Here is a 12,894-nt window from a genome sequence, read left to right as displayed (position 1 = left end):
ATAAATATTGGGGTTTTACTTTCCAAAAAGTCCACCAAGCAATCCGCCTAGTCCACCTTTCTTTTGTCCGCCAGCACCACTAAGAAGCATTCCTGCCAAATCGTCAACTATGCTACCGTCTCCATCAGCATCTAAGAAAGACTCGATTAAGCTCTGCTGCTTACTTCCAGTACCTCCGCCTAATAAACCGCCTAATACGTTTCCAAGGCCATTGCTGTCTTGAACGTTTGATTGGCTCACTTGCTTACCTATAACTCCCATTAAAATAGGAGCAGCTACTTTCAAAATTTGAGAAACAGTACCCATATCTAAGCCTGATTTCTGGCTTAAAGCACTTTCTACACCAGCCTGCTTACCTCCTAAAACGTGTCCTAAAATCCCAGCACCGTCATTCACAACGCTTTCGTCTACTCCACCTTGGAACAAACCTCCTAGGTTATCTAAAATGCCTCCACCGTGTTTTCCTGTTACTGCACTAAGTAAGCCAGCAGCACCGTCAGGTGTTGATGCATTTCTTTGCATAGCACCCATTAAAACAGGTAGTGCCATTCCTAAAACATCAGCAGTTTTGTTTGATGGTGCACCGGTTTGCCCGCTAACACCAGAAATAATCTGCTTCCCTAAATCACTACCTAATAAATCTAATATTCCAGCCATTATTGTTGGTTTAAAGTTTGAAAGCCACAAAATATGCAAAAAGAACCACAATAAAGAAGATAAGAGACTTTTTAAATCTTTTAAAACCCGCTTTAACAATTAGTTAATAAATACAGTGTATTATTTAATTAATCCAATAGAGAGAATAAACTGGTCTGTGGTAAAATTGAAAATTTTAGGATTATTAGAAGGACCTAATGTTGTTTGAGCATAGTTTTGAATACCTGCTTCATACCTAAAATCAAAGAAAAAATACTTGAATTCAAACCCTAAACCCACTATGCCATTGATTATAGGTTTTTCAAGAAAATCCTTTGAAAGGTTCTCATTGGTATAATGTGCTAGTCCCTTTTCGAAAGCATCGTTCTTGTTTAGTGCATAAGACACTACTGGCCCTGCAAAAAGCCTAGCATCTCTAAACCTTATTCCTATTAAAACAGGAACATCTATTGCTGTGAATTTTGCATCTACCCTATTTAATAAATTCCCATTTTTGTCAAGGAAATCAAACTTGCCTCCCTTTAAGCCGTAAACTACTTCAGGCTGCAAATAAAAAGAACCACTAATAAATCTCCCAAAAATGGCTCCTTGATAACCATTCCCAAAGGCTGAATTTGATACTAACTCATCTCTAACTACACTACCATTGGCTATTAAAGGCGTACCACTAGGCGTAATTTGAATAACATCGCCGCTGGTTGTATTTATTCTAGTTTTACTTAAACCGCCCCTTACTCCCCATGAAAACTGAAACCTATTCTTTTTGTAAAGTGATTTATCTATTGGAATTGCAGGTTTACTTTCCACAGTATCTGCCTCTATGACCTGTCCATTTACCGCTAAAAATGAGCAAAGGAGTATTAAAGTAAGTAAGTTTTTCATCCCTAAAATTGTTTCAAAAATTAAGCCAAAGGCTCTATTATCATAACCGTAAATCGGCAAACACATACTAGTTTCTTTGACTCATTTGTAATGTCAATTTGCCATACATGTGTTTTCCTTCCTAGATGAATTGCCTTTGCCATACCATAAACCAACCCCTCCGTAACTGGTCTTAGGTGATTGGCGTTAATTTCTAAACCTACTATTTGCTTTCCGGAAGAGGCTACCATAGAGTATGAAGCTACACTCCCTAAAGTCTCTGCAAAGGCTACAGAAGCACCACCATGAAGAATACCAGCTGGCTGTTTCGTTCTTTTATCAACAGGCATTGTACCTTTTATGTAGTCATCGCCCACTTCTGTTATTTCAATTCCCAAATGCTCACTAAGGGTGTTTTGCCCTATTTTATTTAAGTTTTCAGGTTTCGCTGTCAATTTCATACTGAATATTCTATTTTTGGTCGATTTTTTGAGATTTAAGACGCTGGACAAAAGTATTTAAATGAAAAGTAAAACTATTTATTTAATAAGACACGGTGAAACCGACTATAACAAACGAGGTATAGTTCAAGGGAGCGGTATAGATTCTGAATTAAATGAAACCGGACATGAACAGGCGGCAGCATTTTATAAGAAATACGCCGATACACCTTTTGACAAAGTCTACACCTCAGCTCTTCAAAGAACGCATCAGAGTGTAGCTAATTTTATTAAAGATGGCATTCCTCATAAAATTTTACCTGGTCTAAATGAAATTTCTTGGGGAAAAACCGAGGGTAAAAAGCCTAATCCGGTAGAAGACAGCTTTTACTGGGATGTAATTGAAAAATGGAAAAGTGGTGAAACACACCTCGCTATGGAAGGTGGTGAAAGCCCTGAAGATGTTATAAAGAGACAGAAAACTGCTTTTGAACACATTCTGAAGCAGGAGCATGAAGAATTAATTTTGGTAGCCATGCATGGCAGAGCTATAAGGATTTTGCTTACACTACTAAGTGAAACTCCTGTATCCGAAATGGATAATTTCAAACACTCCAATTTGTGCTTATATAAATTAGAGTATTCTTATCTTACAAAACGTTTTAAGATTTTAGAGCACAACATTACAGACCACCTTGCTTTAATTTCTGCATAAAAAATCACCCATTCATGAAGAGATAATTCCAACGGTGTAATTAATTACTTTTTGTGGCCAATTTCATATACCTTAATTTTCAATTCTAAGAAATGGAAACAAAAAAGTCATATTGGATTTATCAAATTATAGGGTGGTCGCTCTATTTCTTCTCCGATCTACTTAACTATTTTACCATTTTTTCTTTTGATTTTGAAGAATTCAATAAGCTAATAGGAAACTTAATAGTCAATGTAGCTGCCGGTATTTCTCTAACTCATATTTTCAGAATAATTTTCAAAAGGTACGGATGGATAAAACTTCCAGTTACGCAACTTGTGATTAGATGTGCAGCTGTGGTGGGTGTTATCACTTTTGTATTGGCCGCTATCAATATCCCAATGGATAGAGACATTATCAATACAGAAAAGATGAACTGGGCTTTAAGAGACATCTCTTATTTGATAAACCTGACCAAGCCTGTTTTAATCTGGGTGCTGTTATATGTTTTTTACAGCGTTGCCGATCTTCGTAAAAATGATGCCGTAGAGCGTGTTCAGCTAGAAGCTTCTGTTAAAGAAACTGAAGCTAAAATTCTAAGAGCCCAAATGAACCCGCACTTCATTTTTAATGCACTAAACAGCATTAGAGCCTTAATTACCGAAGATCCTAAAAAAGCGATGTCGGGCATTACGCAGCTTTCAAATTTGCTAAGAAGCTCTTTAGTTTCACATAGAAAAACCACCGTAAGTCTTAAAGAAGAAATAAAAACTATTCAAGATTACCTGAGCCTAGAGAAAATCAGGTATGAAGAAAGACTTCAAATAAAGTGGGATATTGCGAAAGAAACCGAAGGTATACAAGTACCACCCATGATGCTTCAGACGCTGGTAGAAAATGCGATTAAACATGGTGTTCAAAAAGCTCTAAGATGGGGTTTCATAGAGATTTCATCTCAATTAGAAGGAAAAGTATTAATCATTAGAATTAGAAATACCGGTAAGCTAGAAGGGACAGATTCAAAATCTTCTTCAGGAGGTTTTGGTTTGGAAAACACAAAAAGAAGGCTTCATTTGCTTTACGGTAACAACAGCGACTTTAAAATATTTCAAGAAAACCATTTGACGGTGAATGCCGAAATAAGGATTCCGTTAGATCATCAATTATAAACATTATGAGGGCAATAGTAGTAGATGACGAAAGACTAGCACGTAACGAGCTAAAAAGGTTATTAGAAGAGTTTCCAAGAATTACTGTAATAGGCGAAGCAGCTAATGCAGACGAAGCTATTCCGATGATAGAAGAAATGCATCCTGACTTATTATTCTTAGATATTCAGATGCCTGGTAAAAATGGTTTTGAACTTTTGGAAGCTCTAGAAGACAGTGTTCCAGAAGTTATTTTCACCACCGCTTATGACGAGTATGCCTTAAAGGCTTTTGAATTTAATGCTCTTGATTATATCATGAAGCCTATTGACAGCCCTAGATTGGCCGAGGCTATTCAGAAGATAGAAGAGGTAATTGAAAAGAATAAGAAAGAAGACGAAAGAGAAACCGAGGCTGAATTAGCCGTACATGACCAAGTTTTTGTGAAAGATGGAGAGAAATGCTGGTTTGTGAGACTAGGAAAGGTAAGGTTATTTGAATCTATGGGTAATTACGTCAGATTACATTTTGATGATCAAAAACCAATGATTCTGAAATCGCTAAATAGTTTAGAAGAACGTCTTGATTCTAAAGTCTATTTTAGAGCAAACAGAAAACACATTATTAATCTCAACTATATTGACAAAATAGAACCTTGGTTTTCAGGTGGTCTATTAGTTCATCTAAAAGCTGGTGAAATAGGTCCAGGCGGCGAAAAAATTGAGATTTCTAGAAGACAGGCTATTAAGTTTAAAGATTTGATGAGCCTTTAAGGAAGAATTGTTCCAAATGTCATATCGAGCGAAAACGAGAACCTCTTATATTATCTCAAACAGACTGGTCTCGTCTTCGCTCGACCTGACAATTGGAGTGCTTTTTTAGATAGAATTCCATTCACCAAAAAGCCTAAACACAAAGAAACCGAATCAGCTATGATCCGGTTTCTTTATATATTCTAATTAACTTGCTAATTCTGTTCTGTTGCTAACACCATCCTAATCCTGAGCCTTGCTCCCATTCCCATTACATCCACTAAATCTTGGATGGTAAGGCTTGATGCTGCTCTTAATATTACAGTTGGTTCTTCCATTCCTTCCGTTGACTCTAAAAGTGCTTGCTCTAAAGCAGGAAACGGAACCGCACGGCGGTCTATATAATATAATTTATCTTCTGTTATTGACAGATTAACGGGTGCCTTACTCACATCATGCGTAGAATCGTCAGATTGCGGCAGCATAAGCTTAATAACATTAGGACTACCCAATGTGGCCACAATTAGAAAGAACAATAACAAGAAGAACATGATATCATTTAATGCAGAAGTTTGTACCTCCGCATGAAATCTTCGCTGTCTTTTTAGTTTCATGTTGTCAGTGTTTTAAGATGCAGGCTCGTTCAGTGTATCTAAGAAATCCATTACTGTAGCCTGAAGGTTAATACTGAATTTATCTGTCATCATGTTTATACTGTGATAAGCAGCATAGGCTATTAAACCTACCACCAATCCAGAGAAACTTGAAATCATTTTCTCATAAAGACCATTCGAAATGGTTTCGATAGAGAAATTTCCTGTAACAGATATTTCGTAGAAAATTCTAATAATACCCGAAATAGTACCCACAAAACCTAAAGTAGGGGCCACACCAGCTATAAGTCCTAAATAGCCCATGTTTTTCTCCATTTTAGAAATCTCTAAGTTCGACTGTATTTCCATCGCACTTTCGATATCCTTAACAGGTCTTCCTATTCTCGACATTCCTTTTTCAAGAATTCTAGAAATAGGTAAGTTGGTACTTTTACAAAGAGAAATACCCGAACGCATATCGCCTCTCAGTATATTGTCTTTAAGCGACCTCAAAAAGCCAAAGTCTATCTTAGAGGCACTTTTGATAAATAAATATCGCTCTGCCATCAGATAAAATGTAGCAAAAAGCAATATCATAATAGGATAGATAACTACCCCACCTTTAAGCAGTAATTCAAAATAATTGATACTATCGACAGAAGCCGTAAGTGTAGAGTCCATTCCTACTTCCGCCGGAATTTGAAGTAAAAGCATTTTCAGCATTTAAAAAGGATTTTTAAGAGTTGGTTTACTAACTGGTTACTTTCAATAATTATTATGCAAAATACAAACTTTTACGCTTTGTAGATTCTTTTCACAAGCTTTTCGAGGGTTAGACCCTGCACTATTATCGAGAATAATACAACGCAATAAGTTATAAAAACAATATACGGTTTGGCCTCCCATTCTGCTGGTAAGGATAATGCCATGGCTATTGACAAGCCACCTCTTAAGCCACCCCATGTAAGTAATAGAGGAGCTTTATCTACCGACACCCAGTTTTTAGAGAATTTTAATAAAACGCTAATAATTAAGTATCTTGATAAAAGCACAATAACAATGGCTGCAGCACCTGCAATGAAATAATTAGTATGAAATTCTAAAATCAAAATCTCTAAACCTATCAAAACAAAAAGCACTGCATTCATCAATACATCCACAAGCTCCCAAAATTTATCAACGTAAAGTTCGGTGGTTTCACTCATGGCATCTTGCTTTAAGCCACTACTTCCCATAAACAAACCTGCCACTACCATAGCCAGCGGGCCAGAAGTATGCAGCTGCTGAGCTAAGAAATAGCCACCCATTACCAGTGCCAAGGTTATCATGACCTCTACTTCGTAATCGTCAATACTTTTAAGAAGTTTAAACATCAGAAAGCCTAAACCTAATCCGAATAAAATACCACCTATGGCTTCCTGCACAAATAGTGTTGCCACATCCATAACCGTAACATTATCAACGCCAAGCCTAGCAATCTCTAAAATGGTAAAGAATATCACTACACCCACACCATCATTAAAAAGCGACTCCCCTACTATGTTGATTTCTATCTTTTTAGGCACATTGGCTTTGGTCATAATTCCTAAAACCGCAATTGGGTCTGTAGGTGAAATTAATGCCCCAAAAAGCAAGCAATAGACCAAATCAGTATCTAAGCCTAAAGCCATTGACAGGTAATAAAATGCTCCTCCTATTAAGAAAGTAGAGATAAAAACACCCACCAAAGCAAACATTCCAATGGTACCTTTCTCTTGTTTTATCATGCCCACATTGGTATGCAGTGCTCCCGCAAAAAGCAGAAAAGACAGCATAACATCCATGAGGACGGTAGTAAAGTCAATTTCGGCCATGATGTCTCGTGCATAATGAACCAAATCAGGGTAAATGAACTGAAGCAAAATCATAATAAGCGAAAACACCAGTGCCATTATCATCAAACCGATGGTAGTGGGCAACTTCAAAAAACGAACATTGATGTAACCGAAAATTGCTGAAATAACCACCAGCATGGTCAGTATCTTAAATAATTCCATTTTTACTATTATGATTTAATTGACTAATTCTTACAATACTCCTTTAGTACTTGGCAGACTATCCATGGCATTAATATCTCTTTTAACTGCCATTTTAATCGCTTTTGCCCATCCTTTAAAGATAGCTTCTATTTTGTGATGCTCATTATCACCCTCGCATTTAATGTTTAGGTTACATTTAGATGCATCAGAAAAAGACTTAAAGAAATGCATAAACATCTCTGTTGGCATTTCTCCCACTTTTTCTCTCTTAAAATCGGCATCCCAAACTAACCATGGTCTTCCTGAGAAATCAATAGCTACCTGAGCCAAAGCCTCATCCATTGGTAATAAGAAACCATAACGGTTAGTACCTCTTTTATCTTTCAATGCTTCTAAATAGGCCTCTCCCAAAGCCAAAGCTGTATCTTCTATGGTATGATGCTCATCAATATGTAAATCACCTTTTACTGTAATTTCAATATCCGCACCTGAGTGCTTCGCCAGCTGGTCTAACATGTGGTCAAAGAAACCTAAGCCTGTATCCATCTTAGCCTTACCCGTTCCGTCTAGATTCAGGTTGACATAAATTTTAGTCTCTTTCGTATCTCGCTGTATGACTGCTTTTCTTTGAGGCAACCTCAAAAACTCATGAATCCTATCCCAGTCACTGCTTATCAAAGCAATGGCGTCTTTTTGACTATCAGTAGCTTCTTCTTTCTCTTCATCCGCTATCAAAATACCCTTTGCTCCAAGGTTAACAGCCAATTGAATATCAGACAATCTATCGCCTAATACGTAGCTATTCGCCAAATCATAATCAGGGTTATCAATATACTGCGTCAAAAGCCCTGTTCGAGGCTTGCGAGTCTCGGCATTTTCATGCTCAAAAGTTCTATCGATAAAAACCTCTTTGAAGTGTATTTCTTCTCCTTCTAAAGTGGTCATCATTTTTTGATGAGCTGGCCAAAAGGTATCTTCAGGAAAAGAATCTGTTCCTAAGCCATCTTGATTGGTAATCATCACCAATTCATAGTCAGTCTCATTCGCTATTTTCCTTAAATTAGATAGTGCTTTAGGAAGAAACTCAAGCTTTTCTAAAGAGTCAACTTGAAAATCAGTTATCGGTTCCTTAATGATGGTACCGTCACGGTCAATAAATAGTACTTTTTGCATGCAATTATAAATGTATCAATAGGCAGCAAATGTAGGCATCTTACTTTTTAAATCCTTAGCTTTGGAAACGCATCTATTCTATATGAAACTTTTTTTTTCAAAGTCTGCACTTATTATCCTAATTCTATCGCTACAAGCATGTGGAAGATTAGAACAACCAGAAACTGGTCAAAAGCCTCCGGTCAAATTGACAGAACCTTACACTAAATTTGATTTGGCAGATATAAAAGCCGTAGTCATAAACTGTGATTTAGGAAGAATGAAAGTCAATATCAGGCAGTACATTAAGCCTAGCATTGAAATTCATAAAACGTATCAAAAATACGTACATCTTGAGCCTAGGGAAGATACACTCTTTATTTATACAGATAAAACTCCTCGTACCACAGACAAATTACGCGTCAGGAAAAACATTAACCTCTTTTTACCCTCTCTGGAATATATAAGGAGTAATGTTTCTCGAATAATCATGGCTGACTTTGAGCAACGAAATATGACCATTGAAAATAACAGCAATGCTTTAAGGCTGTATAATTGTAGAATCCAAAACCTTGACATTCTTAACAAGGGACTCTGCAATATTCAGCTTGATGGAAATAATTATTTTGAGAGCCTAAAGGTCAAATTAAACGAAGAAAGCTACTACAACAGCGATGCCATGGTTTTGAAAGGTTTCACCTTAGAAACTAAGTCTTTAGAGCATATTAACTTCACCAATTTGCCAGAAAACGGCTTTAATTGGATTAAAAACTAAAAGAACTGCACTTAAACAAGGTCTTTCGCTACAGGTTTGTGGGGGCAGAATTAAAACCTTACTTTTGCACTCGATTTATGACTCGTTCGAGTTCTCTGACAGCGGCAGTACACAAGTGATGTACCTATTTTCGTCCAAAAATTCCTTTCAGAGCAGGCAACGGGTTTAACCGTGATGTTCACGAAAGGACGTGTCGCAATCGTCTCCAAAAACAATTAAAAATATAGGCTGCTAGCTGGGCAGTCATGCAAAAAGCGTATGCAAACTGTAAAGTTTAACGAACTTCCTGTGTCTGATTATATATTAAAGGCAGTGGAAGAAATGGGATGGACTGAAGCCTCCCCAATACAATCGGCCGCCATTGAGGTGGTAATGAAAGGTACTGACATGATTGGTCAGGCACAAACAGGTACTGGTAAAACAGCTGCCTTTGGTATTCCGGCTATTGAAGCCATTGATGTAGAAGATAGATTCACACAAGTATTAATCATGTGTCCTACTAGAGAACTTGCACTGCAGGTTAAGGAGCAGATTTATCAATTATCAAAATATAAGAAAGGCCTTTTAGTAAGTTCTATATATGGTGGAGAGTCTTATGAAAGACAATTCCGTGACCTTAAAAAAGGTGCACATATAGTAGTAGGTACTCCTGGTAGAATCATGGACCATATTGAGCGTAAAACGCTTAAACTGGAAACATTGAAAATGCTCATCTTAGATGAGGCAGATGAAATGTTAAACATGGGCTTTAGAGAGGATATTGAAAAAATATTATCTTTTGCTCCAGAAGAAAGACAAACTGTTCTTTTCTCTGCTACAATGTCTCGTGACATTATGAGCATTACTAAGAGATTTCAGAATAACCCTGAAATTATCAAAATAACTAAAAAAGAGGTTACTAACGACAACATTGAGCAGCTTTACTATAATGTAAGACGCGATTCTAAAACAGAATTGATGTGCCGTTTGATTGATGTTAACGACTTGAAATTGATGTTGGTTTTCTGTAACACCAAAGCTATGGTGGACAGAGTAACCATGGAACTTCAAGACAGAGGTTATAAAGCAGAAGCTATTCATGGTGATTTGAGCCAATCGGCTAGAAATCAGGTGATGAATAAGTTCAGAAACAAAAATTGTACTATCCTATGTGCTACAGATGTGGCAGCTAGAGGTATTGATGTTAATGACGTGGATGCAGTATTTAACTACGATGTGCCTTTAGATACAGAGTATTACGTACACCGTATTGGTAGAACTGGCCGTGCTGGTAAAAAAGGACAAGCATTCTTATTTGTTTCAAACAGAGACAGAAACAAACTAAGAGAGCTAGAAAGATACACGAAAGTGGCTATCACGGAAGGTAAAGTACCTACCAAGCAAGACATGAAGGAAATTCAAACGAAGAACTTCATGGACAAAATAGTTTCGCATATTTCTGAAGAAGGAAATAGCGAATATGAAGCTATCATAGAAGCTCTTGGAGAAAACGGACATAGCACTGCTGAGGTAGTTACTGCCTTAATGAAAATGCAACTAGACCTTAGCAAAACAACCCAAGGAGGCGATGACCTTTCTGACGGACGTGGCAGAGGTGGAAGAGACAGAGATAGAGGAGACCGTGGCGGCGAAAGAAGAGGCGGCGGACGCTTTGAAAGAAGAGGAGACCGTGAGCGTGACTTTGAAAGCAGAGACCGTGGCGGAAGAAGCAGAGATAGAGGAGACAGAAGAGGTGGCGAAAGAAGTGGTGAAAGAGAAGGTGGCCGTAGACCTCACAGAGGGGCTAATGGTTCTGGAGAGCCAGGAATGGTTCGTTTGTTCATCAACCTTGGAAAGAAAGACCACGTATCTCCAAACCATATTGTAGGAGCCTTAGCGGCCGAAGCAAAAATACCTGGTAGAGTAATTGGTCAAATCGACATGTATGACAAATTCAGTTTTGTAGAAGTACCAGAAAGGGATGTCAACAAAGTTATCTCTGGAATGGACGGTAAAACTATCAATGCTCGTCAAGCTGCGATAGAAGTAGCGAAATAATTAAGATAAAATCTTATCTAAATCAAGTCAGTCGATTATCGGCTGACTTTTTTTTGTGCCTTTTGCTTACTTATTTCTAATTTCGAGCTATGAATTCAATCCTGACCTACACCCAAGCAGAAAATTTTCTATTAAGCCTTTTTAAAAAGGTAAACTTACCAAGCGACAAAGCACTTACTACCACTAAGATACTCTTAGAAGGAGAGCTTTTAGGTCATAGAACGCACGGCTTGCAGCTAACTATGCCCTATATAGAGCATATCAAAAGCGGCAGCATGGAAGTAAACGGAAGCTATGATGTACTGAATAGTGCGGCTAGTTCTGAACTTTGGGACGGAAAGTATTTGACAGGTCCATGGCTAATAGAAAAAGGAATTAAGAAAGCAGATTTAATGGCTGAAGAAAACGGTGTGGGTACCGTGGTTATTCAAAAGTCTTCTCACATTGGCTGCCTAGCAGCGTATTTAGAAGAAGCTACACAAAATGGCAATATGGCCATCATTGCTTGTTCTGACCCAGATAATAAAACAGTGGCTCCTTTTGGTGGCACTACTGGCGTTTACAGCCCAAATCCTTTAGCTCTTGGCATTCCAACGGAAACGCAGCCACTCATTATTGATGTAAGCATGTCTGCCACTTCAAATGGTTTGATTCATCAAAAAAATAAAACCAATGAGCCTTTAGAGCACCCTTGGCTTATCACAGCAGATGGTGAAGCCACTACAAATGCGAAAACATTCTTTGAGGATGACCCTTCCACTATTTTACCTTTAGGCGGACTAGACTCCGGTTATAAAGGGTTTGCTTTGGGAATAATGATAGAAGCTATGACTTCAGCCCTTGGTGGACATGGAAGAAGCAGCGAACCTGGCAGATGGGGTGCATCGGCTTTTATTCAGGTTATAAATCCAAAGAAGTTTTCTGGTGAGAGCTATTTCAAAAGAGAAATGGAGCGTTTAAAAGAACAGTCTTTGGCCAGTAAAGCAGCTAACCCTAATCAGCCAGTAAGAATGCCTGGCGAAAGAGGACTAGCTCTTAAAACAGAACAAATGAAGTCTGGCTTAACGCTTAGGAACGATACTTTTGAAGGATTACAGAAATTGGCAGAGGAGTTTGGACTAAAACTTTAAGAATTAGTTACCCCACTTTTCTGGGCTACGTTTCCATTTTTTGAGCGAAGCTATGTCTTCTTCTTTAACATACTGCTGCTTGCGAGCTTCGTCTATTAAGAAGTTATAATTACTCAGTGTCACTAAAGGTACATCCGCTTCTTGAAAGTTTAGGCCAGCTACTTTTAAGCCATAGGTAAACACCGATATCATTCCTATCACTTCAATACCTGCTGCTCTTAATGCTTCCACAGCTTTTAGCGAACTTCCGCCAGTAGATATTAAATCTTCTAAGACTACTACTTTTTGCCCCTTTACTATCTTACCTTCTATCTGGTTTCCCATGCCATGCTCTTTTGGCTTTGGTCTAACATAAGCAAAAGGAACCTTTAAGTAATCTGCCACCAAAGCACCTTGAGCAATACCCGCTGTAGCCACACCAGCTACCAAATCCACTTCCGGAAAATGCTTTTTGATAGCCTTAGCCAATGCCTTCTTAATAAACGTACGTCCTTCTACATCAGAAAGCGTTATACGATTGTCACAGTAAATTGGCGACTTCCACCCCGAGCTCCATGTGAATGGTGCATTTGGGCTAAGTTTTACAGCTTCTGTTTCTAATAAGATGTTGGCAATTTTTCTGGCAGTAGTCATTCAG

14 protein-coding genes are annotated in these 12,894 nt (G+C 38.0%); 6 read left to right on the top strand and 8 right to left on the bottom strand.

All coding sequences use genetic code 11. The annotated features are described in order from the left end of the window. Positions 1-15: 15 nt before the first annotated feature. From AC0L6O_RS07620 to AC0L6O_RS07610, 3 genes are all read right to left on the bottom strand, one after another. Positions 16-657, bottom strand: coding sequence for a DUF937 domain-containing protein (locus tag AC0L6O_RS07620; RefSeq protein WP_473307547.1), 642 nt, complete (start codon positions 655-657; stop codon positions 16-18). 120 nt (positions 658-777) lie between these two features. Beyond that, the gene (locus AC0L6O_RS07615) at positions 778-1,539 is read right to left on the bottom strand and encodes an outer membrane beta-barrel protein (protein ID WP_473307545.1); all 762 of its coding nucleotides are present in this window, start codon (positions 1,537-1,539) and stop codon (positions 778-780) included. Between the two features lie 20 nt (positions 1,540-1,559). Then, complete coding sequence (locus AC0L6O_RS07610; protein ID WP_473307544.1) at positions 1,560-1,979, bottom strand: hotdog fold thioesterase; 420 nt, start codon at positions 1,977-1,979, stop codon at positions 1,560-1,562. 61 nt (positions 1,980-2,040) lie between these two features. Between AC0L6O_RS07610 and AC0L6O_RS07605 the strand changes: the two genes are divergently transcribed. From AC0L6O_RS07605 to AC0L6O_RS07595, 3 genes are all read left to right on the top strand, one after another. After that, on the top strand, positions 2,041-2,673 hold the full coding sequence (locus AC0L6O_RS07605) for a histidine phosphatase family protein (protein WP_473307542.1): 633 nt from the start codon (positions 2,041-2,043) through the stop codon (positions 2,671-2,673). A gap of 92 nt (positions 2,674-2,765) precedes the next feature. Continuing rightward, positions 2,766-3,821: a sensor histidine kinase gene (locus AC0L6O_RS07600; protein WP_473307541.1), complete on the top strand. Its 1,056-nt coding sequence runs from the start codon at positions 2,766-2,768 to the stop codon at positions 3,819-3,821. Between the two features lie 5 nt (positions 3,822-3,826). Further along, positions 3,827-4,573, top strand: a complete 747-nt coding sequence (locus tag AC0L6O_RS07595) for a LytR/AlgR family response regulator transcription factor (RefSeq protein ID WP_473307540.1) — start codon at positions 3,827-3,829, stop codon at positions 4,571-4,573. Between the two features lie 194 nt (positions 4,574-4,767). On the opposite strand, the gene AC0L6O_RS07590 is transcribed toward AC0L6O_RS07595, so the two are convergent. The 4 genes from AC0L6O_RS07590 to hisB form a co-directional block, all read right to left on the bottom strand. Next, the gene (locus AC0L6O_RS07590; RefSeq protein WP_341227233.1) at positions 4,768-5,166 is read right to left on the bottom strand and encodes an ExbD/TolR family protein; all 399 of its coding nucleotides are present in this window, start codon (positions 5,164-5,166) and stop codon (positions 4,768-4,770) included. Positions 5,167-5,178: 12 nt separating this feature from the next. Then, positions 5,179-5,859 (bottom strand): MotA/TolQ/ExbB proton channel family protein, encoded by a 681-nt coding sequence (locus AC0L6O_RS07585; RefSeq protein ID WP_341227232.1) that lies wholly within the window; start codon positions 5,857-5,859, stop codon positions 5,179-5,181. A gap of 80 nt (positions 5,860-5,939) precedes the next feature. Then, entirely contained in the window at positions 5,940-7,181 is a 1,242-nt protein-coding gene (locus tag AC0L6O_RS07580; RefSeq protein WP_473307538.1) for a cation:proton antiporter, read from the bottom strand. A gap of 30 nt (positions 7,182-7,211) precedes the next feature. Further along, entirely contained in the window at positions 7,212-8,336 is a 1,125-nt protein-coding gene (hisB, locus tag AC0L6O_RS07575; RefSeq protein ID WP_473307537.1) for a bifunctional histidinol-phosphatase/imidazoleglycerol-phosphate dehydratase HisB, read from the bottom strand. Positions 8,337-8,418: 82 nt separating this feature from the next. Between hisB and AC0L6O_RS07570 the strand changes: the two genes are divergently transcribed. The 3 genes from AC0L6O_RS07570 (at position 8,419) to AC0L6O_RS07560 (ending at position 12,257) form a co-directional block, all read left to right on the top strand. Continuing rightward, positions 8,419-9,090 (top strand): hypothetical protein, encoded by a 672-nt coding sequence (locus AC0L6O_RS07570; protein ID WP_473307535.1) that lies wholly within the window; start codon positions 8,419-8,421, stop codon positions 9,088-9,090. A 258-nt stretch (positions 9,091-9,348) separates the two neighbouring features. Beyond that, positions 9,349-11,127: a DEAD/DEAH box helicase gene (locus tag AC0L6O_RS07565; protein WP_473307534.1), complete on the top strand. Its 1,779-nt coding sequence runs from the start codon at positions 9,349-9,351 to the stop codon at positions 11,125-11,127. Positions 11,128-11,216: 89 nt separating this feature from the next. Beyond that, the gene (locus tag AC0L6O_RS07560; protein WP_473307533.1) at positions 11,217-12,257 is read left to right on the top strand and encodes an Ldh family oxidoreductase; all 1,041 of its coding nucleotides are present in this window, start codon (positions 11,217-11,219) and stop codon (positions 12,255-12,257) included. Positions 12,258-12,260: 3 nt separating this feature from the next. Here AC0L6O_RS07560 and pyrE read toward each other — a convergent pair whose 3' ends face one another. After that, entirely contained in the window at positions 12,261-12,890 is a 630-nt protein-coding gene (gene pyrE, locus AC0L6O_RS07555) for an orotate phosphoribosyltransferase (RefSeq protein ID WP_473307531.1), read from the bottom strand. Positions 12,891-12,894: the final 4 nt, after the last annotated feature.

This window comes from Arcticibacterium sp. GJ41-1, assembly GCF_055808875.1.
Note: the sequence above shows the minus strand (reverse complement) of the source record. Positions and strands in the feature narration are given on the sequence as shown.